This window comes from Lysobacter sp. CA196, from assembly GCF_052078695.1.
Taxonomy (GTDB): domain Bacteria; phylum Pseudomonadota; class Gammaproteobacteria; order Xanthomonadales; family Xanthomonadaceae; genus Lysobacter.
Window position 1 is genome coordinate 181,100 of the sequence record NZ_JBQJIN010000004.1, and the last position, 23,943, is coordinate 205,042.

Here is a 23,943-nt window from a genome sequence, read left to right on the forward strand (position 1 = left end):
GCCGCGCCGTTGCCGACGGCGCGACGCGGTTGAAGGGGTTCAGTGCAGGATCTGGACGTCGTCCAGATAAAGATTGACGTCGTAACTGGTCTGCTCGCGCAGGAACCAGACCGCATCCAGGCGCACGCTGGCGGCGTCGATCGTGCCGTTGCTGGCGCCGGCCCAGGCGTTCCAGTGCGCGGCATCGCCGAGCGACCATTCCAGCCAGGTCCATTGCCCGCTCGGAATCGCGCGGCTGACCGCACGCTCGGTGCCGTCGCTGTCGTCGATGCTGAGGCTCGCACTGAGCCCGCTGGCGCCGGTATAGACCCAGAAGCCGACCTTGCCGCCGTCGCGCACGAGTTCGACGTTGTTGGCCGGCGTGCCGCCGCCCGACAGCAGACGCACCGCCCAGGCGGTGGCGACGGCGGGGTCGTCCTTGAGCAGGACGCGCAGCGAGCAGCTGCCGTTCTTGCGGGTGGCGCAGTCCTGCTGCGCGAGCGATGCGGTCGATACGCCGGCGGTGCTGCCCGAGGCGGTCGGTGCGCTGGCGAAATGGCCGACGCCGATCTCGAAGCCGTCGAGCACGACCGCGCCGCCGCCGGGACCGCCGCCGCCCTCGTTGGCGAGGAAGGCGTTGCGCATGCCGCCGGGGCTGTTGTTGTTGTTGAAGTAGTGGTTGGCGATCCAGCGCCAGTCGCGGCCCTGGTTGGCGGCCCAGCGCTGGGTGCCCCACTGGCTCATGCCGCGGCCGTGGCCGAAGCAGCCGCGATTGCGCCCGACCTCGTCGGACAAACAAGGCCAGTTGTTACGTGGCGAACCGTTGCGGCCGTTGCCGCAGCTCAGGTCGTTGTTGACGCAGGACAGACCGTCGCTGGGGTCGTCCCAGGCGTTGTTCTCCGAGGAGTACTCGCTGAAGGCCGCGGTCCTGCCGTCGCGGGTCAGCAGCACGCCGCGCGTGGCCGCCGCGGCCGCGACCGTCGCCGACACGCTGTCGGCGTTGAAGGCCTGGCACGAGGTGCTGTTGCAGATGTCGTAGCGGCTGTTGACCGGGTGGGCGACGTAGTAGGCCGCGTAGCTGCGGTAGGCGACGGCGCCGGCGGCGAGCGAGTCGGCGTCCCAGGACGGGATCCATTCTTCGTCGAGGCCGCGGCCGACGTAGTCCTCGAAGCCGTAGACCGACACGCCGGTACAGGAACGCCCCGAGCAATTGGTGCCGACGCGGATGCTCGACGGCACCGGCACGCTGGCCGCCTGCGCGGCCAGGCGCTGCGCGGTCGCGACCGAAGCCGGGCGGGCCGGGTCGAACGCAGCGTCCTGATCGGCGGCGCCATCGGACTCGGCCTGCAGCGTATCGGCGGCCGAACGCGGCCGCTGCTGGTCTTCGCGCTGGCGCGCACGCAGTTGCACGTGGCTGCGATCGATCACTTCGGTCGTGCCGGCACCGGCTTCGAGGTCGACGATCAGATGGCGGCTGTCGTTGAGCAGCGGCAGGCCGGTCAGGCGCTGGCTGCGATAGCCCTTGGCGCTGACCGTGATCTCGACCGTCGCCGGCAAGGCCTCGCTGTCGCGCGCCAGAGCGCGCGGCAGTTGCGCGGAGAACTCGAAATAGCCTTCGCCGTCGGCGGTCGTGCGCGCGCCCTGGCTGCTGCGCACCAGCGCGCCGGCGACCGCACGGCCGCTGCGGTCGTAGACGTGGCCGCTGAACACCGCGCACTGGGCGCAGGCCGCGGCCTTGAGCGCCAACAAGTCCAGCGCTTCGGACGGCATCGACGGCGACAGCCACACCGTCAACGGCAGCCCCGGTGCGGCGTCGATCTCGACCCGGGTGCTGAGGCTGTCGTAACCGGGCGCGGTGACGATCAGGTCGTATCGGCCCTCGCTCAAGGCGGCGACGCGGCCGCCGCGGGTGGTGATGCCGAGGTCGTGCACGCGCGCCTCGGCGCCGCGTGCGATCACGACCAGATGCGAATCCAGCGCGCGGCCGCTGACGCTGTCGCGCACGCGGATGTCGAGCGCGCGGCTGTTGCTAGCGCTGCGCGCTGCCGGCGCGGTCGAGCCGGCGCTACTGAGGCGCTGACTCGCGCCCGGCGTGCGCAGCCATTGCGCGAATACCGCGCCGGCCAGCAGCAAGGCGACGATCGCGAGCCAGGTCGGAACCCGGCGCGGCGATCTCAGTGGACGCGGCGCGCGCGACGCTTCGGGCGCTTGCGGGTGCTCGGTCATGGACGATCCCCTGAAGGTGACGAAACCGTCCGCAGGCGCGCTTTACGCCGGTCGGCGGTACGAATACGAAGCGGTGCGCGTGCGGACGCGGCGATCCGGGACGCGCAGGCCGGGTGCGGGGGGCCGGCCTGCGCGCGGAGGGATCGATGGTCGAACGCTTGGATCAGTTCTTGACCTGGACGTCGTCGAGATACAGGTTGACGTCGTAGCTGGTCTGGTCGCGGTACAGCCAGATCGCGTCGAGCTTCACCGTGCTGCCGGTGATCGCGCCGTCGGCATTGCCGACCCAGGCGTCCCACTGCGCGGCGTCGTCCAGGCGCCATTCCAGATAGGTCCAGGTGGCGGCCGGGATCGCACGACTGACCGAACGCTCGGTGCCGTCGCTGTCGTCGACGCCGAGCGCAGCGCTCATGCCGGTCGCGCCGGTATAGACCCAGAACCCGACCTTGCCGTTGGCGCGGGTCAACGCCGCGTTGCTGGCCGGCGTGCCGCTGGCCGACAACAAACGCACCGCCCAATCGCTGGCGCTGGCGGCGTCGTCCTTCAGCAACACGCGCAAGGAGCATTCGCCGTTCTTGCGGGTGGTGCAGTTGCGCTCGCCAAGCGAGGCCGCGGCGATACCGGTGCTGCTGCCGGAATAGGCCGGGCCGGTGTCGAAGTGGCCGACCGTGCTCTCGAAGCTGTCGATCACCGTGCCGGTGCCGCTGCTCGGGTTGAGCAGGTTGTAGTAGCGCGCCCAATCCCAGTTGATGCCGGGGTCGGTGTGGTCCTGGCCGCTGTAATGCTGGTGGCCCTTGACCTTGACGCTGGTCGGCAACACGTTGACGCCGCTGCCGGCCGGGCCGCGGAATGCGCTGGCGCAGCTGATCGCGCTGTAGCGGGCGCAGAAATGCCGGGTCAGCGCCGCCGAGGCGTTGTACATGGCGCTGGTGTACCAGCTGGCGTTGTTGATGAAACCTTCGTGCTCGATGCCGAGGGTGGTCTTGTTGTGTATGCCGACGTGATGCGAGGCGCGGTCCTCGCGCACCATCTGGGTGATCTGACCGTCCGAGCTGCGGACCAGATAGTGCGCGCTGACGCTCTTGGGGTTGTTCTGGAACCAGGAGATGCTGCCGGCGTAATAGCCCTGCATCGTGTGGATGGTGACCGAGTCGTACGAGGTGCGGGTGGAGTGGTACGGCGAGGCCACCCACAACGCCGGACCGTAGTCGGTGCTCTTGGTGTCGGCGCTGTCGAGGCCCGGCGCGATCAGGGTTTCGCTGACGGGGTCGATGGCGTAGTCGCCGCTTTTCAGGCCTTGGGTCTCGACTCGATCGTTAGCCAGGTCCAGGCGCACGAACGGTGCGCGCAATTGCACCAGCTTGCGCGCATCGAAAGCGCGTTCCCAGGCGACCGGGCGCTCGGGCACGACGATGCCGCGGTCGTTGACGCCCTTGTCCTGGGCCAGCAGCACGTCGAAGGCGAAGCTCGAACGCGCGTGGTCCTGGATGGCGCTGCGCGCGAGCGCGTTGCCGCCGCCACGGGCGAAGCCGGCATAACGCTCCAGCGCCGGGCGGGTGGCTTCGGGCGAAGCCTTCGCGCCGACGCCATCGGCGCGCAACTCGCGATCGAGCAAGGCGGCGGCGGCGAGGATGTTGCTCAGGGGATCGCGCTGCACGCGGGCCGCCGGCACGCCGAGCAATCTCGCGCCCTCGCCGATCTGGTCGGCGAAGCCTTCGCCGCGGTACAGGCCCATGACGCCGTAGGAGCGCGGCATGTGCTGGTGCTGCTCGCCGTATTGGGCCGTGCTCGGCTGCAAGTGCTGCCAACGGCTCATGACGTAGGCGATCGATTCGAGCGTGCCGGCCGGAATCGCCGGATAGCGCGCATAGGCCTGACGGAAGTAGTCGGCGTAGACGGCGCGGTCGACCCGGGCCAGCGACTCTTCGATCTGCAGGCGCTGGGCCAGCGCGCGGTCTTCGGGCGCCGGGCCGGCGATGGCCAGCCAGGGCGCGGCGAGGGCCAACAGGCCGACCACGGCGAGCGACAGCGACGACGGCAGGCAGGCGGCGGACCGACGTTCGGAATATTTGTTCATTTTTGTTTCCCCATGAGAATTAAAAATTCCCCGCGGGGCCCTTGTACTGCATTTGCCTGACTGGCAAGTGCTGTTCGAGGCGGTTTTAGGTAGCAATGTCGCGATCCGCGACCCCCATCACCCCTGAACTGCGCCGGTTGGCGCGTCGTCTCACCGCCGTCGATCCGGCCTGTCCCGGTGCAGGTAGCGAGCTGCGCTGCACCGCGTCATCTTCCTCCGCCGGCGGTCGGCCTTCATCCTCGGGCTGACCCCAGTGGGGGCCGGGCGGCTCCGCGCTTGGCCCAAACCGCTTCGCCGGCCCACAACGCGCAAGGCCCGGACATGCCGGGCAGCAAAAACCTACAAGGCCCGGACATGCCGGGTTTCGGAAACCTACAAGGCCCGGACATGCCGGGCCTTGCGAGGCAGAAACCAAGTAGCGGGCTGCGGCGTCGTGCCCGGCGCGTGCCAGGGCGAACTCAGTCCGCCGGCGCGAACTTGATGTCCGAGGGCGAGACCGCCTCCAGCGTCTGCACGGTCTTGCCGAGCCGGCCGTCGGCGGGATCGCGCTCGATCACCACCAGATTGCCGCTGTGCTGGTTGGCAACGACCAGATGACGGCCGTCCGGCGACAGCGCGAATTCGCGCGGCCCACGGCCTTCGCTGCTGCGACGCTGCAACGCCGACAAGCGCCCGCTGGCCGCATCGACTCCATATACGACGATGTGGTTGTCTTCGCCGCGATTGCTCGCATACAGAAAGCGCCCGTCGGCGGACAGGTGCAAGGCTGCGGCGGCATTGCCGCTGCGTCGGCCCGGGTTCATCGCCACGGTCTGCACCGCATGCAGACGGCCGGCGGCATGGTCGAGCACGACCACTTCGCCGCTCATCTCCAAACTGAGATAAGCATGGCGGCCGGACGCGTCGAACAACAGATGGCGCGGGCCGCTGCCCGGCGGCAGTTCCAGGAACGGCGTCGCCGCCGCGCGTAGCGGGCGTTCGCCGCTGCGTGCCGGATCGTAGCGATAGGCATAGACCTTGTCGGCGCCGAGGTCGACCGCGAATACATGCCTGCCGTCCGGCGACGGCACGGCGGCATGCACGTGCGTCGACAGCTGGCGTTCGCGATCGGCCTGGCTGGCGCGATGGGTCAGCACTTGCACCGCCGACTGCAGGCGGCCATCGCCGTCGACCGGCATCGCCGCGAGCGTGCCGCCGGGCGCGGCATTCACCGAGTAATTGGCGACGAACAGATAGCGGCCATCCAGGCTCAGCGCCGCGTGCGCGGGCTCGTCGCCGAGGCAGTTGGCCTGCGACAGCGGCTGTGAGCGCTCGCTTCCGCGCGCGAGGGCGAAGCTGCTGGCTCGGCCGACCGGGTCGTCCGACTCGGGGCCGTTCTCGTTGACCGCGAACAAACGGCGGCCATCGGCAGAGAAGGTGAACCACGAAGGGTTGTCGGTTTCGATCACCTCCAGCGGCTGCGGCTCGATGCGCCCCTGCGCCGGGTCGAAACGATAGCGGCCGATGCCCTTGCAGACCGCGCCGGTGTAACAGCCGACCAACAACTCGGGCTGCGCGCGCTGTTCGGCGGCGGTGGCGGGTGCGGCAACAAGCGTCATCGACAGACTCCAGGCAAGCAGGGGGGATCGCAGGAACATCGGGCTCTCCGGCGCCGGCGGCGCGACACTCGATCCTGCACCAGCGCGCGGCGATGGCCAAGCTTGCTCGGCCGCGAAGCTCCGTCGTCGCCGCGATGAAATTTCACCGCGACCGACGCGGTCGGCGCAGGCATCGATTCGCCCGGGGTTTCCCGCATTTAGCCGGGGCGCCGGACTTTCATGGCGACCGGGGCCCGTCGCCGGCGCCGCCGCGTCTGCGGCCCAACCCCGCCGCCACCCGCCGCCAGCGCGCGGACTGGGCCGGGCGCGGCGGTACGCGTATCCTGGCCGCCGAATCTCCAACGCCCCGGCCGCCCCACACCGGGCCGGCCTCGCACCACGTCAGTTCACTACCGAAAGAGCGCCACCATGACCGACACCCCGCCCGACCGCCTCTCCAACGACGCGCGCAGCCCCTATTACGACCCAGCCGTGCTCGAACGCGGGATCGGCCTGCGCTTCAACGGCGTGGAGAAGAACAACGTCGAGGAATACTGTGTCAGCGAAGGCTGGGTACGCCTACCGGTCGGCAAATCGCTCGACCGTCGCGGCAACCCGATGACGATGAAGGTCAAGGGCCAGGTCGAGCCCTACTACCTGACCGAAGCACCGCAGGCCGACTGAGCCCGGCGGTCCGCGCCGCGCCGTCGCCCGCCCGGGCACGGCGCGCCGTCGTTCTCACCGATATTTTTTCGCGGGCGATGTCTTAAACCCGCGCTCTGGATCGTCGATACAGCAAGAGCCCCGAATGCCGCGCCTGCGGCCGGGGCGCACCGCCACGACCTTCCGGAGATCCGCATGTCCCTCGCCGCCAGCCTGTTGTTGTTCAAACTCGTCTTCATCGCCGGCCTGGCGCTGTGGCTCACCGTGGTCGCGTTCAACAACCTCATCGCCTTCCGCAACGGCGTGTTCGCGCTCGCCTCGATCATGCGCATGGCGCCGTTCGAGCAGGCGCCGGCGATCCAGACGCCGCTGCTGTCGCGTCGTGTCGAGCAGGCATCCTGGCACCGCGCCGCGTTCTCGATCGTGCTCGGCGCCGAGATGGTCACGGTCGTGCTGCTGTGGGCAACGGTCGCGGCCCTCGCCGGCCTCGCCACCGCCGCCCACGCCACGATCCTGGCCAACCTCGCGCTGACCGCGCTGATGGCAACCAGCTTCCTGATGGCGGTCGGCGGCAGTTGGTTCGCCTACTACATCCGCCAGGACAACCTGCAGCTGATCCACTTCGTCCTGGTCGCGGTGTCGGTGCTCGGCCTGCTCGCGGTCAATCTGCGCGCTTGAGCATCGGCCTGCGGATACTTAAGCGGCGACGGTCTCGCGCCACTGCTCGCACAGCCGGCGCATGTCGCCGGCCAGCACCGGCACCGGTTGCGGCAGACGCAGCGCCGCCTCGAGCTCGGCGCAGGCGCGGTCGAAATCGCCCTCGGCCGCCGCCGACAGGCCGCGCGCATAAGCGCCGAGCGGGTCGGCCTGCGTCTCCACCGGCGCCAGCCACTCGCGCGCGTCCTTGGCAATGCCGCGCATCAGCAGCAACTGCGCCAGCTGGAAACGGGCGACCACGAACTCCGGCAACACCGCCAACACCGCGCGCAGGCGTTCCTCGGCGCGATCGAACAGACCGAGCTGGGCGTGCTGGATCGCCAGCAGGTATTGCACGTGCAGATTGTCCGGCTCGCGTTCGAGCACGCGCTGCAACAGGCGCACGGCCTCGACGTCGCGCGCCTGCTGGATGGCGTCGAGCGCGAGCCGCAGCAGGTCGGCGGTGGCGAGCCGGTCGTGGGTCATCGGGGCCTGGCGCCTCCCCGGCGCCGGCATTCGTCATGAACGCAGATTGTGGACCAAGCCGGGCCGACGGAAAACGACCGCCGTCATAACGAAAAGCGAAGGCCGACTTGCCTAGTGTGGCCTTCGCCGTCGCCTCGACCCCATCGCGCGCCGGTCGACGTTCCCAAGTCGCACAACCCGATCAACGGAGGATCACCATGTTGCTGCGCAACCGCCCCACCCTCACCCCCATCCGCCTCCCCGCTGCGGCCGCCCTCGCCTGCGGCATCGCCTTCGCCCTGCTGCTGGGCGCCTGCGGCAAGAAAGTCGAACGCGCCGACGCGCCGGCTGCGGCCGAAGCGATGTCGATGCCGATGCCCGCGAAAGTCCTGATGGTCGAAGCCAACCAGTCGGCCCCCGCCAACACCGAGAAATACGCCGAGATCGAACCCAACCCGATCCATCGCGCCGCCGAACAACCGGTGTCGGCCTTTTCCATCGACGTCGACACCGGCAGCTACGCCAACGTCCGCCGCATGCTCGCCGCCGGCGAACTGCCGCCGAAGGACGCGGTGCGGGTCGAGGAGCTCATCAACTACTTCGACTACGGCTACCCGGCTCCGGACTCGAAGGACACGCCGTTCAAGGTCAGCACCGAGCTCGCGCCGGCGCCGTGGAACGCCAAGCACGTGCTGATGCAGATCGGCATCCAGGGCTACGACGTCGACCGCAGCGAACTGCCGCCGGCCAACCTGGTGTTGCTGATCGACACCTCCGGCTCGATGGACGAACCCGACAAGCTGCCGCTGCTGAAGAAGGCCTTCGCCCAGTTGGTGCGCCAGCTGCGCCCGCAGGACCGGATTTCGATCGTGGTTTACGCCGGCTCGGCCGGCCTGGTGCTGCCGCCGACGCCGGGCGACCGCGGCGGCGAAATCCTCGACGCGCTCGAACGCCTGCAGGCCGGCGGCTCGACCAACGGCGGCGACGGCATCCAACTGGCCTACGCCACCGCCCGCCAGGCCTTCATCCCCGACGGCATCAACCGGGTCCTGCTCGCCACCGACGGCGACTTCAACGTCGGCACGACCGACCAGAAGGCACTGGAGACCCTGGTCGCCGACCAGCGCAAATCGGGCATCGCCCTGAGCACGCTCGGCTTCGGCACCGGCAACTACAACGACGCCATGGCCGAACAACTGGCCGACATCGGTAACGGCAACCATGCCTATATCGACAGCGCCCTGGAGGCGCAGAAGGTGCTCGGCGAAGAACTGGGTTCGACCCTGATGACCATCGCCGGCGACGTCAAGGTCCAGGTCGAGTTCAACCCGGCGGTGGTCGCCGAGTACCGTTTGATCGGCTACGAGAACCGCCTGCTGCGACGTGAGGACTTCAACAACGACCGCGTCGACGCCGGCGAGATCGGTGCCGGCCACGATGTCACCGCCTTGTACGAAGTGGCCCTGGTCGGGTCCGGCGGCGAATCGGTCGATCCGCTGCGCTATGCCGCCGCCAAGCCGGCCGGCGAGGCCAAAGCCGCCGACGGCGTGCGCAAGGACGAACTCGCCTTGCTGCGTCTGCGCTACAAGCGTCCTGGCGAAACCGACAGCCGCCTGATCGAGACCCCGTTGCGGCGCCAGGACATCGCCGCGCAAGCGAGCGAACGCCTGCGCTTCGCCGCCTCGGTGGCCGGTTTCGGCGACCTGCTGCGCGGCGGCACCCACGTCGACGCGAACTTCGGCTGGGATGGCGTGATCAAACTCGCCGCCGATGCGCGCGGCGACGACCGTAACGGTTACCGCGGCGAGTTCCTGCGGCTGGCGGAAACCGCACGCGGGCTGCAGGCCTCGGCGGCGCCAGCGCGCGGTGCGGCGGTCGGCGGGGAGTGAGCTGCGGGCATCCCCTCTCCGCGTGCGGGAGAGGGCTAGTGTGAGGGCGCTCTTTGCTTTGTCCTGATTAACTGGCTACGACCGCACCAGCGCTACGCGCCCCTCACCCCAACCCCTCTCCCGCACGCGGGAGAGGGGCTATGAGCGATGTGGTTTCTCCGCACGCTTGAGCGGAGTTCAGATCGCAGCGATCAGGCGCCCTGCGTCACCGCGCTGTCGCGCTTGTTCAAGCCGACCGCGAAATACAGCACCACCAGCAGGATCAGGAAGGCCGGGCCGACGTACAGCGCCACGCGCGTATCCGGGAAGTAGGCCATCAGGCCGACCACCAGCACCAGGAAGCCCAGCGCGACCCACGAAGCGACCGGATACATCGGCATGCGGAAGGCCAGCCGCGCGCGTTCCTCGGCGCTGAGCGTCTTGCGGAAGCGCATGTGCGAAACCAGGATCACCGCCCAGGTCCAGATCGCGCCGAAGGTCGAGATCGAGGTCACCCAGACGAATACTTCCTTCGGCGCCAGGTAGTTCAGCAGCACGCCGAACAGCAACGCCACCACCGACACCAGGATCGCCGCGCGCGGCACGCCGCCGCGCGAGGTGTTGGCGAAGAACGCCGGCGCCTGCTTCTGCTGGGCCAGGTTGTAGAGCATGCGGCCGGTGCTGAAGATGCCGCCGTTGCACGAGGACAGCGCCGCGGTCAGGACCACGAAGTTGATGATGCCGGCGGCCTCGCGGATGCCCAGGCGCTCGAAGGTCATCACGAACGGGCTGCCGGTGGTGCCGAGTTCGTTCCAGGGGTACAGCGACAGGATCACGAACAGCGCGCCGACGTAGAAGATCACGATGCGCCAGAACACCGAGTTGATCGCGTCGGGAATCGACTTGCCGGGATTGGCGGCCTCGCCGGCGGTCAGGCCGATCATCTCCACGCCGAGGTAGGCGAACATCACCATCTGCAGGGACATCAACACGCCCTGCGCGCCGTTCGGGAAGAACCCACCGTGCGCCCACAGGTTGCTGATGCCGATGGCCACGCCGTTGTTGCCGAAGCCGAACACGATCATCGCCAGGCCGGCGAGGATCATCACCACGATGGTCACGACCTTGATCATCGCGAACCAGAATTCGAACTCGCCGTAGGCCTTGACCGTGATCAGGTTGACCGAGCCCATCGCGATCAGCGCGGCCAGCGCCCAGATCCACTGCGGCGTGTCCGGGAACCAGACCTGCATATAGATGCCGACCGCGGTGATCTCGGCCACGCAGGTCACCAGCCACAGGAACCAGTAGTTCCAGCCGGTCAGGTAACCGGCGAGCGGGCCGAGGTAGTCGCGTGCGTAGCGGCTGAAGGAACCGGCGACCGGGTTGTGCACGGCCATCTCGCCGAGCGCGCGCATGATGATGAAGATCGCCGCGCCGCCGAGCAGGTAGGCCAGCAGAATGCCGGGGCCGGCCAGCTTGATGGCGTTGGCCGAGCCGAGGAACAGGCCGACGCCGATCGCGGCGCCGAGCGCCATCAGGCGGATATGGCGTTCGCTCAGACCGCGATGAAGTTCCTGCTGGTTCGTCTGCATCGGCGAGGCTCCCGGAATCGGTCCGGCACGACGCCCGCGCTGCGCTCAACGCGGCCGGGCCGGAATCGGCGAAGCATACTCCGGGGGGAGGCGAGTGGGCAGGCAGTCGTGACAGCGATGCTTGGTCGAAGCCCCGGCCCTTCCCTCTCTCCCGCTTGGTAGCCCCTCTCCCGTTTACGGGAGAGGGGTTGGGGTGAGGGCACGCATTCGCACAGCAACCCAGCGTAAACGCCCTCATCCGGCCCTTCGGGCCACCTTCTCCCGCTTGCGGGAGAAGAAAAAAGAGCAACCTCCCGCTTGCGGGGAGAAGGAAAGGCAACTCTCCCGCTAGCGGGAGAAGGGAAAGGCCGCCTCATCCCAGGCATACCTCAACTCTTCAACTTGTACCCGGTCCGGAAGATCCACCACACCGCGACCAGGCAGAGCAGCATGAAACCCGTGGTCATGCCGACGCTGAGGACGATGTCGACATCGGACTTGCCGTAGAAGCTCCAGCGGAAGCCGTTGACCAGATACACCACCGGGTTGAACAACGACACGCTGCGCCAGAACGGCGGCAGCATGTCGATCGAGTAGAAGCTGCCGCCGAGGAAGGTCAGCGGCATCACGATCATCATCGGGATCATCTGCAGCTTCTCGAAGCCGTCGGCCCAGACGCCGATGATGAAACCGAACAGGCTGAAGGTGACCGCGGTCAACACCAGGAACACCGCCATCCACAGCGGATGCACGATCTCGAAATCGACGAAGAAGCGCGCGGTGATCAGCATCAGAATGCCCAGCATCACCGACTTGGTCGCCGCCGCGCCGACATAACCCGCGATCACCTCCAGGAACGACACCGGCGCCGACAGCAGTTCGTAGATCGTGCCCGACCATTTCGGCAGGTAGATGCCGAAGGAAGCGTTGGAAATGCTCTCGGTCAGCAAGGCCATCATGATCAGGCCGGGGACGATGAAAGCGCCGTAGCTGACCCCGCCGATCTCGACCATGCGCGAGCCGATCGCCGAGCCGAACACGATGAAGTACAGCGAGGTCGACAGCACCGGCGTGGCGATGGACTGCATCAGGGTGCGGAAGGTGCGATGCATCTCGAAGAAATAGATCGCCTTGATCGCGTGCCGGTTCATGCGCCTGCCTCCTGTCCGTTGTGGCGCGGCTCGCGCGGCGATTTGACCAGATTGACGAAGATCTCTTCGAGCGAGCTCTGGCTGGTATGCAGGTCCTTGAAGTCGATGCCGTGCTCGCCCAGGCGCCGCAGCAGGGCGGCGATGCCGGTCTCCTCGGATTGCGCATCGAAGGTATAGACCAGCTCGTGGCCGTCGTCCGACAGGCTCAGCGCGTCGCTGGCCAGGGCTTCGGGCAAGGCCGACAAGGCGCTCTGCAATTGCAGGGTCAGTTGCTTCTTGCCGAGTTTGCGCATCAGCGCGCGCTTTTCCTCGACCAGGACGATCTCGCCGTGGTTGATCACCCCGACCCGGTCGGCCATTTCCTCGGCCTCATCGATGTAGTGCGTGGTCAGGATGATGGTGACGCCGTTGTCGCGCAGTTGCGACACCATCGCCCACATCTCGCGGCGCAATTCGACGTCGACGCCCGCGGTCGGCTCGTCCAGAAACAGAATGGTCGGCTCGTGCGACAGCGCCTTGGCGATCAGCACGCGCCGCTTCATGCCGCCGGACAGGGCCATGATCTTCTCGCCGCGCTTGTCCCACAGCGACAGGTCGCGCAGGACTTTTTCCAGATAGGCCGCATTCGGCGCCCGGCCGTACAGGCCGCGGCTGAACTTGACCGTGTCCCACACCGTCTCGAAGGCATCGGTGTGCAGTTCCTGCGGCACCAGGCCGATCGCCGAACGCGCAGCGCGGTAATCGCGGACGATGTCGTGGCCGTCGGCGAGCACCTGGCCGGCGCTTGGATTGACGATGCCGCAGACGATGCTGATCAAGGTGGTCTTGCCGGCGCCGTTAGGCCCGAGCAAGGCGAAGATCTCGCCGCGTCGAATGTCGAGGTCGACGCCCTTGAGCGCTTGGAAACCGCCGGCATAGGTTTTGGTCAGGCCCTTGATCGAAACGATCGCGGGCGCGTCGCTGCGCGCGGGCAGCGAGGGGGATTCGGTAACAGACGGCATGGACACTCCGCGAAGGCGATGACGCGGACGACGGCACGAGATTCGCGCCGGGCGCGTGCGGTCGCCCAGTGTACGTCCGTCGCGCGCCGGCGGTGCAGGCCGGCGCGCGATTGCGCGCACGATTTCTCGCTCAGCGCGCGGACACCAGCGCGTCCAGGCGTTCGAAGCATTCGCCCCAACCCGGGATGATCTGCTGCGCTTCGGCGTCGACGCGCTGAGCGATGGTGCCGAAGCGCATCTCCAGGGTCAGCAGGGTCTTGCCCGCGCCGTGTTCGGCGAAGCTTACGATCACGCGCGATTGCTGCGAGGGCTTGCCGTCGTCGTCCCAATCGTCGACGTAGACCAGGCGTTCGGGCGCGACGATTTCCTGGTACGCGCCCTTGATCGGGTACTCGATGCCGTCGGGAGCGACCATGCAGATGCGGAACATGCGGCCGACCGCGACATCCATTTGCCGCACTTCGCTGTTGAAGCCGTGCGGGCCCCACCACTTGGCGACCTGCACCGGATCGGTCCAGGCCGCGAACACCAGCTCGCGCGGGGCGTTGATGACGCGTTGCAGGGTGATGCTGTGGCCGTCGATGCGGTGGGTGCTGCGGTCGGAGGAGGCGGTGTCGGCAGTGCGGGAACCATCGGACGTCATGGGATTTCCTCGGACGAAGAGAGGCCGCGCGCGCCGATCGGCGCGGCGCCGGGCCTAGTGGCACCTATCTATAAACCGAACGGCTAATTAACCAAAACGGAAACTACAGCGACAGACCGGCACGGTCAAGCCCCTTCGTTTCCAGTGATGTGATCCGTGGCCTTGTCCCGGCTAAGGCCGCGAGCCCTCAGTCGCCCTGGCCGCCCACAGGCTTGCGCGGGCGCTTCGGCCCCGGCGCCGATTGCCGGCCCTGCGCGGCGTCGATCTCGTCGATCCAACCGGCGCGCGATCCGGCGAAGGCATCGGCATAGGGCACGTAGGGTTTGATATCGAGCACCGGCGTGCCGTCGAGCAGGTCGACGCCGCGCAGGATCAGCGCGCCGGGTTCGACCGCGACCAGTTCCACCGCCGACAGCCCCAGCGGATTGGGCCGGTGCGGCGAACGCGTCGCCAACACGCCGCGTTTGGGCCCGCCGCGCGGCGGTTTCACCTGTGCCTTCCAACCCTGGCTGCGATGAAACACGAAGATCAGCCAGATCCGTTCGAACCCGGCCAGGTCGGCATAGGCCTCCGGTGCGAGGTCGCCGATAAATTCCAACCGCGCCTCGACCACCTCGCCGCTCTGCGTGCCCTGCACCACCGTCGATTGATGCGGCGCATCGATGCGCTGCGCATACGGCGAGCGCAAATAGGCAATGGGGCGGCAGGCGAAGACTTCGGACATCGGGCGTGACCAGCATTACGGAACCTCGGCATTGTCGCCGCAGCGCTCCTCGCGCGTCGATGACTGCGCGCTGGCCTCGCCTGCCGAATCCGCAGGATCGCAAGCCTTGCGACGGCGGCCCTGCAGATTGCCGCAGCGCAGCGGTGCCGCGACCGCATTCATCCGGCGACGCACCCGTCCGCCACCTCGGGCATGCGTTTTGTCACTGCCGAACCGCGCGGCGATGGCGGTATGCTCGGCGCCGCAGCCGCGCCGCGCCGACCGCTTGCGCTACGACGCGCCATCGCCGAACTCCCTCCTGCCCTCCAGAGGACGCCATGAAATATCTGGTCATGATCTACAACGACGACAGCCTGATCGAAGCCCTGCCCGAGGGCGAGTTCGGCACTATGATGCGCGGCTGCCTCGACCATGCCGACGCGATGCGCGACGCCGGCGTGCTGCTGGATTCGCAGATGCTCGCGCCGCCGGCTCAGGCGACCACGCTGCGCACCCGTAACGGCCGCACCACCTTCATGGACGGCCCCTTCGCCGAAGCCAAGGAGTATCTGGGCGGCTTCAACCTGATCGAAGCGGCCGACATGGACGAAGCCGTGCGCATCGCCGAGTCCTTCCCCTGGAGCCGCACCGGCCGGCTGGAAGTGCGTCCGGTCGTGGATCTCGATCATGTGCGGCGCGAGTTCGCGTCCTGAGGCACGGCTGAGCTGTCTTTCGTATCACTTGCGTTTCGTTGTCCCGCTGACACAAACCGCACCAATGGCGGCGATATCGCCCCATGTCGGTCACGCCGCGCACTGTAACCCCGCGGTCGCGGCTCGCGCCGCTCCTACCCAAGAGCGGCGTTGCCGTTGCCGTAAAGATCTTGCCGTTACTGTGCGTCGTCTCGAACTCGCGAAGGCAATCGCAGACCCGGAGGGCGGCGCGCAGGGATGCACGCCGTTTTTCATCCGGCCGTATCCCGTTAAAGCAACGGCAACCGCAAAGCTTCCGTCCTCTGACCTTCGGCACCCTCGGCCGCACACTCAAGGCTTGGCCGCTTTCCCGTCCCGGACCCGTTGGATGCGGAACGGGGGACTCATCATGCACGCTCATTCCATCGCGCTCGGCGCCGCACTGGTGCTGAGCGCCACCTCGCCCGCCTGGGCTCACGGCGGCGGCCTCAATGCCGAGGGCTGCCATAACGATCGCAAGCACGGTGACTATCACTGCCATCGTGGCCCTGCCGCGGGCGGTGGCAACTTGCGTCCGGCGGCGCCGCGCACGCCTGGTCGGGCGCCGTCCTGGGCCGACGACGGCGGCGCTTACGCCAACTGCAGCGCCGCACGCGCTGCCGGCGCCGCACCGGTACGACGCGGCGATCCCGGTTACGGACGGCATCTGGATCGCGACGGCGACGGCGTCGCCTGCGAATGAGGCATCTGCAACCCAGCCAGCGATCGTGAATTGGCGACAACAGAACGCCCCGCATACGCGGGTTTAACGCCTTGTCGCTGGCGGCGATACGGCGAGGGGCGGAGAATCGGGCCGTATCCCCACGCATCGGAGCCCGTCATGAACCTCCGCACCGCCTTCGCCGTCCTACTCTCGGCCGCCGCGCTGATGGCGGGGGACGTCGGCGCGAAGTCCCGCAACGTCACCGATCCCGACGCGCCGCGCGCCCTGCCCGAGCAAGGCCCGGTCGCCGTTCGCTGGGAGGACCCGGCCAAATTCACCGAAATCCGCTACAGCCGCAATCGCTTCGAAGCCGAACGCGGCAACTGGGTGGAGCAACTGGCGCAGCACCTGCGCACCCGCGCGCAGAAGCGGCTGCCGGAAGGGCAGCGGCTGGAAGTCGACATCGCCGACATCAAGCGCGCCGGCGACTTCGAGCCCTGGCACGGCCCGCAGTTCGACGACACCCGCTTCATCCGCGAGATCTATCCGCCGCGCATCGTCCTCAACTTCAAGCGCCTGGACGCCAACGGCCAGGTCGTCGCAGAAGGCGAGCGTACCCTGCGCGACATGAGCTTCATGATGGGTGCGCGCAGCGTCAGCGACAGCGACCCCTTGCGTTACGAGAAGCGCCTGATCGACGACTGGCTGTCGCGGGAACTGAAGGCACCGGGGGCCTGACCGTTCGCGCCTTGGGTGCGCCCCTTGAAACGACCATCGCCCCGGATGCCATGCACCCGGGGCGATGTTTTTGTGCCGGCGGTCGGCGCCGTCCACTGCCGAGAACAACCGGGGTAGCGGCCGGCCAGATGGCATCGCCCGACTATGGCGATGCCCGGCCCCGGGCCTTACTGCTGAGCGGCGTGCGGATCCGCATCCGGGTCCATGTAGAACACTTCCCAGGTGTGGCCGTCGAGGTCTTCATAGCTGCGTTGGTACATGAAACCGTAGTCGCTCGGCTCCTTCGGGATGACGGCGCCGGCGGCGATGGCCTTATCGACCAGTTCGTCGACCTTCTCGCGGCTTTCGGCCGACAGGCCGAGCAGGGCCTCGACGCTCTTGGAGGTGTCGCAGATCGACTTCTTGGTGAACGACTGGAAGAACGGCTCGACCAGCAGCATCACGAAGATGTGCTCGCCGACGATCATGCAGGTGGCGTTTTCGTCGGTGAACTTGGGGTTGAAGGTGTAACCCAGCTGGGTATAGAAGGCGACCGCGCGGTCGAGGTTCTTGACGGCGAGGTTGACGAAGATCTTGGGCTGCTCGGACATGGCGATTCCTTTATAGGGTCGGTTGGAGGGAGTGGCTTGGCGGGCGGGCCGGGTAGGATCCCTTTACTGCCTGCTCCTTTCAACGACGAACCGGGATCGGCGCAATCGACACGCCAGCAAAATTATTTTTTTGGGCTCTTGCGGCTCCTCTGCCTTTGGCTCTGGGGCTCTGGGGCTCTCCGCTCGCCTCTCTCCCTGTAGGAGCGGCGTGAGCCGCGACCAAGGGACGGGTAGGCACCGCACTGCCGTCGTCGCTGATCGAAGGCGTGAATCGTCGCGGGGTAGGAGCGACGCGAGTCGCGACCGCGTCGTAACCCGCAGCGGTTTATTCGGCCGTAAGGCGGTAATGCCAAAGCCATAGCCGAAGCCACAGCCACAGCCATAGCCATAGCCATAGCCATAGCCACAGCAAAGCTTCCGTCCGCTGAAGCGGCCGGGTTACTTTCTTTTGCTAAGCCCAAAAGAAAAGTAACCAAAGAAAAGGGCTCTCCTTGACGAAGCTCCCCTGCAAGCACGCAGCTAGCGCCGGGATTTTCCGATAAGACATCCCTGTCTTATCGGAAAACGCCGCACGTCCTGTGCGGCGCCCTCCGGGGCTTCATCGGTCTCGCGAGTTCGGCGCTACGCCAGGCTCTGAGGCAACGGCAACGACGAATCTTGCTCTTAGGGTAGGAGCGGCGCGAGCCGCGACCGGGCCGCATGGATCTCGCGGCGCAACCACATCGCCCGGCAAACGCGGCCAATGCGCGACCGCTCACCCCGCCCTGCCTGGCCGTAGCCCCCTAAAACGTCTTCGCCCCGCTCACCGCCAACAACACCGAATACAGCGAGGTCGTCGCGGTGACGAACAGGCGATTGCGCTTGGGCCCGCCGAACACCAGGTTGGAGACCCGCTCGGGGATGCGGACTTCACCGATCAGGCGGCCATCGGCGCGATAGCAATGCAGGCCTTCGCCGGCGCTGATCCAGACCCGCCCGTCCTCGTCCACCCGCAGCCCGTCGTAGATCGCATCGGCGCAGCGCGCGAATTCCCGTGCATTCGACAGCCGGCCATCGGGCCCGATGTCGAACACGCGCAAGAGGCCGACCCCGAGCCCGCTGTCGACGATGTACAGCTGCAATTCGTCCGGCGAGAACGCCAGGCCGTTGGGCTGGGCGAAGTCGTCGGCGACGCGGTCGATCGCCCCGCTCTCTGGATCGATGCGGTAGACATGGCAGCCATCGAGCTCGCGCTCGGCGCGCACGCCTTCGTAGTTCGAATCGATGCCATAGGACGGGTCGGTGAACCAGACCGCGCCGTTCGACTGCACGACGACGTCGTTGGGGCTGTTGAAGAGGCGGCCCCGATAGCGATCCGCCAGCACGCTGACGCGGCCGTCGTGCTCGACGCGGACCACCCGCCGGCCGCCTTGTTCGCAACTGATCATGCGTCCCTGGCGATCGACCGTACCGCCATTGGCGTAACCGGACGGCTGGCGGAATACCCCGACCTGGCCGCTGCACTCGTCCCAGCGCAGCATCCGCTCGTTCGGGATGTCGCTCCAGACCACGCAACGCAACGCCGGGAAGTAGGTCGGCCCTTCCGCCCAGCGGCAGCCGTCGGCCAGGCGCTCGACATTGGCGCTCAGGCGGATGCAACGACGAAACTCGTCGTCGTGGATAAGGTAATCGTGGTTCGCCATGTCCGTTGCTGTCCGAACGCCGCCGATCCGGCCGGCGCATTCTCGACGCGCGGCGACGCCGCGCTGCGGCGAATGACGGCGCCATAAGGCCGCCGAACGGCGCCGGACAGCGGGCAAGCTGCTCGTTGCCTGCGCCCGCGGCTCAGGCGATCGGCACCTGCAGCCCGGTCTTGACCGGGTCGAGCACGAAGGTGGTGCTGAAGCGCTTGATGTTGGCGTCCTCGAACCACAGGCGCCGGCTCAGGGTTTCGTAGTCGCGCACGTCGCGCGCCAGCACCACCAGCACGAAATCGTGCTCGCCGGCGACGTAGTAGCACTGCTGCACCTGCGGCTCGGCGGCCATGCGGCGCTTGAAGCGATCGATCAGGTCGGCGCGGCTGCCCTGGATCAGCTCGATGGCGACGATCACCGTCAGCCCCTGCCCGACTGCGGCCGGATCGATGATCGCGACCTCGGCGCGGATCGCGCCCTCGCTGCGCAGGCGCTTGATGCGCCGCTGCACCGCGGTCGCCGACAGCCCCACCGCGTCGGCGATCTCTTCGGAAGTGGTGCGCGCATCGAGTTGCAGGCGTTGCAGGATGCGGCGGTCGAACTCGTCCATACGCAAGTAGAAGCGGTTTCGGTGACAGACAGTCTAGTGGCTGCCGGCCCGGATGCAGCGATCGTGCCCGTGCATCGCGGCTGATCGGGCACGGACTAGCGCCGCATAAGGATGCGGCCGCCCCCCGGACGGGAGCGGCCGCATCGTTACCTTACCCAGCATCAGTCCTTTTCGGTGCCGATGACCTTGCCGGTGTTCGGGTCGATCTTGACCTCCACGTCCTTGCCGGTCGGGCTGTCGGCCTCGGCGTTCCAGATGCCGTCCTCATAGTCGACGTCGTGGACGTTGGTGTAGCCGGCCGCGGCCAGCGCCGCGCGCACGTCGCGTTCGCTCATGCGCGCGACCTGCTCATTGGGGTATACGGTGCCGGTGCGCGGATCGAGGCGGACCTGAACGCGGTTGCCGTCGCCGCTGCGCGCATCGGCATGCCATACGCCATCGCCGAACTTGAGATCGTTGACCTTGGTATAGCCCTGTTCGGCCAGACGCGTACGGATCTGGTATTCGGTCAGGGCCTCGCTGCCTTGCGGCGATTGCGCAACGGCGGCGGGAATGCAGGCCGCCAAGGCGAGCGCGAGCATGAGCGGCTTCATGGCGTACTCCTGTGCGTGGGGGAGTCTCGATTTTCGACAGGCCACGCAAACGAGGCATGAACATTCACGCATTCATGCAGGCATCGCCGATGCAAGGACGCAACACGCTTAACCGACGGTATGGGCCCGGCCAGGACTTCAGTCGGCGCTCACCGGTTCCTCACTCCGATCTAACGATGCCGTCAGTCAGGCGCAACGACTGCGCGCCTCGAAGCCGCAGGCCGCATTTAGCCGTCCGGACGCTGCGCCGCCACCAGCAACAACATCGGCCGCTCGCGTTCTTCTTCGAGCGCCGGCGTCTGCACGACCTGGGCATCGCTCGGCCCCCATTCCTCGACATGGGCGATGCGGAACCCGGCGGCGATCAAACCGTTGAGATAGGTGCCGATGGTGCGGTGCACCTTGCGCACGCCCGGCGCGAACCAATGGGTGACGCGCGGCCCCTCGGTCTGGTAGCCGTTGATCGGCCAGGTCTTGCGGCCGTCGACATCGCTCGACCAACCCGGATGCGTGGGCGCGGTATAGATCGGGTGTTCGACCGAGAACAATAAGCGCCCGCCCGGCACCAAGGCGCGATGGATTCTCGTCAGCAAGCCCGGCAGATCGTCGAGGTAATGCAGCGTCAGCGAGCTATAAACCAGATCGAACGCGGCCTCGCCCGGATCGAAGTGATCCAGATCGGCACGGGTGTAGGCAATGCCTTCGTCCTGGGTCGTGGCCCGCGCACGTTCGAGCATCTTCTCGGACACGTCGACACCCGTCACCTGCGCAGCGCCCTGCAGACGCGCGTAACGGCAGAACCAACCGTAGCCGCAGCCCAGGTCGATGACCCGGCGCCCGCGCAGTTCCGGCAACTGCGCCTGCAGCGCCGGCCATTCCGGTGCGCCCACCAAGCCTTCGATCGAACGCCGCAGTTGCGAATAGCCCTCGAAGAAAGCCGGATCGTCGTAGATGTTCTGGGCCATGGTCGTCCGCTCCGATGCGGCGGCAGTATCGCGCAGACGCTGTCTAGAAAGCGTCGCCGTTCAGGGGTAGGAGCAGCGCGAGCCGCGACCACGCTCTCCCCCGCAACGACGCCGTCGCGATGGGTGATCGAAGGAAATCCCTGTCGGACCTCGCTCCTACACCGGAAGGATTGGCCCGGTTACTCCAACGAGCCGATGCGTCGTGCGGCCGCCCGCGCCCCCGATTCACGCCGCAGCCGATTTTTCCAACAAACGCTCGATCGCCGCATGCAATTGCGGGTGCACCGGCACCCGGATGCCGAATTCATCGCCCAGTACTTCGATCACGCTGTCGGCATCGGCCAACTCGCGGCGCACGCTGTCTTCGCCGAGGCGATGCACGGCGAAGCTGCCGTTGTTGAAGGTCTTGCGCAGGCCGGGGCCGGTGCGGGCGACGAACAGCTGGCCGAGGAAGGGCGATTCGGGATGCGTCGATACGTACCAGTTGCCGACAACGTAATCGACGTCCACCTGGGTCTGCAGGTCGAACACGTACATGGCCCGCCACTCCTCGCCGACCTGGGCGCGCAGGAGGTACTGCCCATCGCGCTGTTCGATGCGGTAGAACTCGTGCGGCGTGGCCTGTGCGTCCTCGCGGTCCAGGCGCAGCGGCGCGGTCGGCACCATGCCGCCGAAACCGACGTCGGCGATGTAGCGCACACCGTCGATGGTCACCAGCACCAACATATGGGTACGCGCCGGCATGGCATCCTCGGGGCCGCCCATCAACACTCGCCCGCTGAGGCCGCGCGCGTCGTAACCCAACTGCTGCAGCAAGGCCAGGAACATCCGGTTGAGCTCAAAGCAGTAGCCGCCGCGCCCTTCGTGCAGCAGCTTGCGCTCCAGCGCAGCCAGGTCGATCGGCACCGGCATGCGCAGCAAGGTGGCCAGGGTCTCGAACGGAAACTCGGCGGTATGCCGCCGCTGCAACTCGCGCAGGTTGTCCAGGGTCGGCGGCGGCGCGCGCTCGTACCCGAGGCGCTGCAGATAGGTGGTGATGTCTTGCAGGCGTGGCGACATCGCGTGGCCCTCGATCGCGTTGAAGTGCGGTCCACGGTAAGGCCTCAAGTGCGATTGAGGTCAAGCGTCGTTTGCGCATTCGATTAACGCCATTGCGCGAACGGAGTGTATCGATGGACGACGGTATGCCGCTGCAGCACGCTCCTCCCGCGCATTCAGCAACCCGCAGCCGTCCCTGCGCATCACGGCGCATGCGCAGGGCCGGACGAGTGCCGCGGTCTAGGCGACCAGCGCAGCGTCGTACTCGGCCGCGAACTGCACCGACGGGCGCTCGCCGCATCGCTTGATCCAATCCTGCACCGCCGGGTCCTGCGGCGCGCTGTCGGGGAACCAGGCGAACGGCGACTGCAGCAACAGGTCGGCGGCGGTGTAGTGGTCGCCCATCAGATACGGCTTATCGGCCAAGGCCTTGATGAGGCGCGCATGCAGTTCCTGCGGGCCGCGGAACGTGGCGGTGACATAGGGATGACTGATCTCGGCCGCTTCCAGCAGCAGCACGGGCTCGATCACGCCGCCGTACCAGCTCAGCCACGACAGATAACGGCCGCGGTCTTTGTCGCCGATCGCCGCGCCGAGTTTGCGATGCGCGTAGAGGTCGGTGAGGTAAAGGATGATCGCCGGGCTCTCCCAGATCTCGACGCCGTCGTGGATCAACAGCGGCACCTTGCCTTCCGGATGCGGATTGCGTGCATCGCCGTCGAAGGCCTGGCCGACACGCTGGATGTCGACCGTGCGGACGTCGACGTCGGCCAGGGCATCGAGTTCCTTGAGCAAGCTGATGATGCGCGTCGAGCGGGAATGCGGTGCGTGGATCAGAGTGAGCATAAAGGCCTCGGAGTGATGGGTACCGGTCTTGCGCGGCAGGACCAAGGTAACCGCCATAGAGGACAGAATCGGTCCTCAATTCGATCCGGGCCGGAGCATTCGATCGCCGCCGGCCGTCGTCGCCAGGCATCGGCCGACAGGAACAGCAACGCGGCCGTCGCCGCGATTCGCGGCCAGCCGAAGGCGGAGCGCGGACGGCCGGACGAACTCGGGTGTGGGAAAGTCTTCGGGAGAGAGGGCGGCCGCGGATCTCACGGCCAGCGCAGGCGCGAAGGCAACCTGCGCAAGATGGGGGCCGATCAGGGCCGGGCTTGCACCGGCCGGTACTGCTTGTGGTCGCCGTAGGCCTTGCCCTTGGTATCGACGTTGGCGCAGAGCCGGCCGTCGCACAGGGTCACGTCGGCCTGGTTGTAGGCGCGCAACAGGTCGGCGGTGACCCGGTTCTCGTTGATGTCGTTGCGGTACTGCCACAGCAGCCAGCCGCCGCCGGCCAGCAGCAGCAACACGCTGCCCAGGGCCGCCCCGACCACTTTCCAGATCAGTTGCTTGTGCAGCCATTCCATGCGCTTGAGCTGGGCCGCGAGCGACTGCGAGCCCTCCTGCAACAGCCCACCGGCGTCCTGCAGACGACGCTCGTAGGCGCCAACCGGCTGCGACAGGCCGCTTTCGAGCTTGCCCATCACTGCGCCGGGCAGATTGCGCAGGCTTTCGTCGGCCGATTGCCGCACCACCCCGGGCACCTGCTGCGCAAGCTGCTGCAGTTGCTGGTAGACCGCCCGCTGGTGTTGCTCGATCTCTCCGCAGCGACGTTCGAACTGCTCCATCAAGGCCGCGGTCTTGCTGACCAAGCCCATCAACTCGTCCTGTTGCAT

The 23,943-nt window shown here is 67.3% G+C and carries 23 protein-coding genes; 6 read left to right on the forward strand and 17 right to left on the reverse strand.

Annotation, left to right across the window (positions count from 1 at the left end):
* Positions 1–39 precede the first annotated feature (39 nt).
* The 3 genes from ACTOWK_RS05950 to ACTOWK_RS05960 form a co-directional block, all read right to left on the reverse strand.
* Positions 40–2,205: a SpoIID/LytB domain-containing protein gene (locus ACTOWK_RS05950; protein ID WP_441329262.1), complete on the reverse strand. Its 2,166-nt coding sequence runs from the start codon at positions 2,203–2,205 to the stop codon at positions 40–42.
* Positions 2,206–2,368: 163 nt separating this feature from the next.
* Complete coding sequence (locus tag ACTOWK_RS05955; protein WP_441329263.1) at positions 2,369–4,282, reverse strand: N-acetylmuramoyl-L-alanine amidase; 1,914 nt, start codon at positions 4,280–4,282, stop codon at positions 2,369–2,371.
* 458 nt (positions 4,283–4,740) lie between these two features.
* Entirely contained in the window at positions 4,741–5,880 is a 1,140-nt protein-coding gene (locus tag ACTOWK_RS05960; RefSeq protein ID WP_441329264.1) for a lactonase family protein, read from the reverse strand.
* Positions 5,881–6,288: 408 nt separating this feature from the next.
* On the opposite strand from ACTOWK_RS05960, the gene ACTOWK_RS05965 reads away from it, so the two are divergent.
* Positions 6,289–6,543 (forward strand): DUF3297 family protein, encoded by a 255-nt coding sequence (locus ACTOWK_RS05965; protein WP_435394872.1) that lies wholly within the window; start codon positions 6,289–6,291, stop codon positions 6,541–6,543.
* 174 nt (positions 6,544–6,717) lie between these two features.
* Positions 6,718–7,200 carry a DUF2165 family protein gene (locus ACTOWK_RS05970; protein ID WP_441329265.1) on the forward strand — a complete coding sequence of 161 codons (483 nt, stop codon included), beginning with the start codon at positions 6,718–6,720 and terminating at the stop codon, positions 7,198–7,200.
* 18 nt (positions 7,201–7,218) lie between these two features.
* Here ACTOWK_RS05970 and ACTOWK_RS05975 read toward each other — a convergent pair whose 3' ends face one another.
* On the reverse strand, positions 7,219–7,704 hold the full coding sequence (locus tag ACTOWK_RS05975) for a tetratricopeptide repeat protein (protein ID WP_441329266.1): 486 nt from the start codon (positions 7,702–7,704) through the stop codon (positions 7,219–7,221).
* Between the two features lie 197 nt (positions 7,705–7,901).
* Here ACTOWK_RS05975 and ACTOWK_RS05980 point away from each other — a divergent pair, with 197 nt between their 5' ends.
* Positions 7,902–9,572: a vWA domain-containing protein gene (locus ACTOWK_RS05980; RefSeq protein WP_441329267.1), complete on the forward strand. Its 1,671-nt coding sequence runs from the start codon at positions 7,902–7,904 to the stop codon at positions 9,570–9,572.
* Between the two features lie 191 nt (positions 9,573–9,763).
* Here ACTOWK_RS05980 and ACTOWK_RS05985 read toward each other — a convergent pair whose 3' ends face one another.
* The 5 genes from ACTOWK_RS05985 to tsaA all read right to left on the reverse strand — a co-directional run bounded on the left by ACTOWK_RS05985 (position 9,764) and on the right by tsaA (position 14,644).
* Entirely contained in the window at positions 9,764–11,146 is a 1,383-nt protein-coding gene (locus ACTOWK_RS05985) for an amino acid permease (protein WP_441329268.1), read from the reverse strand.
* Positions 11,147–11,514: 368 nt separating this feature from the next.
* On the reverse strand, positions 11,515–12,276 hold the full coding sequence (locus ACTOWK_RS05990; protein WP_441329269.1) for an ABC transporter permease: 762 nt from the start codon (positions 12,274–12,276) through the stop codon (positions 11,515–11,517).
* Complete coding sequence (locus ACTOWK_RS05995) at positions 12,273–13,277, reverse strand: ABC transporter ATP-binding protein (protein ID WP_441329270.1); 1,005 nt, start codon at positions 13,275–13,277, stop codon at positions 12,273–12,275. Before ACTOWK_RS05995 ends, ACTOWK_RS05990 begins: the two co-directional genes overlap by 4 nt.
* Before the next feature lie 130 nt (positions 13,278–13,407).
* On the reverse strand, positions 13,408–13,920 hold the full coding sequence (locus ACTOWK_RS06000; RefSeq protein WP_441329271.1) for an SRPBCC domain-containing protein: 513 nt from the start codon (positions 13,918–13,920) through the stop codon (positions 13,408–13,410).
* A 187-nt stretch (positions 13,921–14,107) separates the two neighbouring features.
* Positions 14,108–14,644, reverse strand: coding sequence for a tRNA (N6-threonylcarbamoyladenosine(37)-N6)-methyltransferase TrmO (tsaA, locus tag ACTOWK_RS06005; RefSeq protein WP_441329272.1), 537 nt, complete (start codon positions 14,642–14,644; stop codon positions 14,108–14,110).
* Positions 14,645–14,961: 317 nt separating this feature from the next.
* Here tsaA and ACTOWK_RS06010 point away from each other — a divergent pair, with 317 nt between their 5' ends.
* The 3 genes from ACTOWK_RS06010 to ACTOWK_RS06020 all read left to right on the forward strand — a co-directional run bounded on the left by ACTOWK_RS06010 (position 14,962) and on the right by ACTOWK_RS06020 (position 16,756).
* A complete protein-coding gene (locus ACTOWK_RS06010; protein ID WP_441329273.1) occupies positions 14,962–15,336 on the forward strand; it encodes a YciI family protein in 375 nt (124 codons plus the stop codon).
* A 388-nt stretch (positions 15,337–15,724) separates the two neighbouring features.
* Positions 15,725–16,057 (forward strand): excalibur calcium-binding domain-containing protein, encoded by a 333-nt coding sequence (locus ACTOWK_RS06015; RefSeq protein ID WP_441329274.1) that lies wholly within the window; start codon positions 15,725–15,727, stop codon positions 16,055–16,057.
* A 138-nt stretch (positions 16,058–16,195) separates the two neighbouring features.
* Complete coding sequence (locus ACTOWK_RS06020; RefSeq protein ID WP_441329275.1) at positions 16,196–16,756, forward strand: DUF3016 domain-containing protein; 561 nt, start codon at positions 16,196–16,198, stop codon at positions 16,754–16,756.
* 167 nt (positions 16,757–16,923) lie between these two features.
* Here the strand turns inward: ACTOWK_RS06020 and ACTOWK_RS06025 are convergent, their stop codons facing one another.
* The 8 genes from ACTOWK_RS06025 to ACTOWK_RS06060 form a co-directional block, all read right to left on the reverse strand.
* Positions 16,924–17,346 (reverse strand): VOC family protein, encoded by a 423-nt coding sequence (locus ACTOWK_RS06025; RefSeq protein ID WP_441329276.1) that lies wholly within the window; start codon positions 17,344–17,346, stop codon positions 16,924–16,926.
* Positions 17,347–18,128: 782 nt separating this feature from the next.
* Positions 18,129–19,028 (reverse strand): SMP-30/gluconolactonase/LRE family protein, encoded by a 900-nt coding sequence (locus tag ACTOWK_RS06030; protein ID WP_441329277.1) that lies wholly within the window; start codon positions 19,026–19,028, stop codon positions 18,129–18,131.
* A gap of 142 nt (positions 19,029–19,170) precedes the next feature.
* Positions 19,171–19,629 (reverse strand): Lrp/AsnC family transcriptional regulator, encoded by a 459-nt coding sequence (locus ACTOWK_RS06035; protein WP_441329278.1) that lies wholly within the window; start codon positions 19,627–19,629, stop codon positions 19,171–19,173.
* Between the two features lie 161 nt (positions 19,630–19,790).
* On the reverse strand, positions 19,791–20,222 hold the full coding sequence (locus tag ACTOWK_RS06040; RefSeq protein WP_441329279.1) for a PepSY domain-containing protein: 432 nt from the start codon (positions 20,220–20,222) through the stop codon (positions 19,791–19,793).
* A 227-nt stretch (positions 20,223–20,449) separates the two neighbouring features.
* A complete protein-coding gene (locus tag ACTOWK_RS06045; protein WP_441329280.1) occupies positions 20,450–21,187 on the reverse strand; it encodes a class I SAM-dependent methyltransferase in 738 nt (245 codons plus the stop codon).
* A 225-nt stretch (positions 21,188–21,412) separates the two neighbouring features.
* Positions 21,413–22,246 (reverse strand): arylamine N-acetyltransferase family protein, encoded by an 834-nt coding sequence (locus ACTOWK_RS06050; protein ID WP_441329281.1) that lies wholly within the window; start codon positions 22,244–22,246, stop codon positions 21,413–21,415.
* A gap of 219 nt (positions 22,247–22,465) precedes the next feature.
* Entirely contained in the window at positions 22,466–23,071 is a 606-nt protein-coding gene (locus ACTOWK_RS06055; RefSeq protein WP_441329282.1) for a glutathione S-transferase family protein, read from the reverse strand.
* Positions 23,072–23,370: 299 nt separating this feature from the next.
* Positions 23,371–23,943 (reverse strand): relaxation protein, encoded by a 573-nt coding sequence (locus ACTOWK_RS06060; RefSeq protein WP_441329283.1) that lies wholly within the window; start codon positions 23,941–23,943, stop codon positions 23,371–23,373.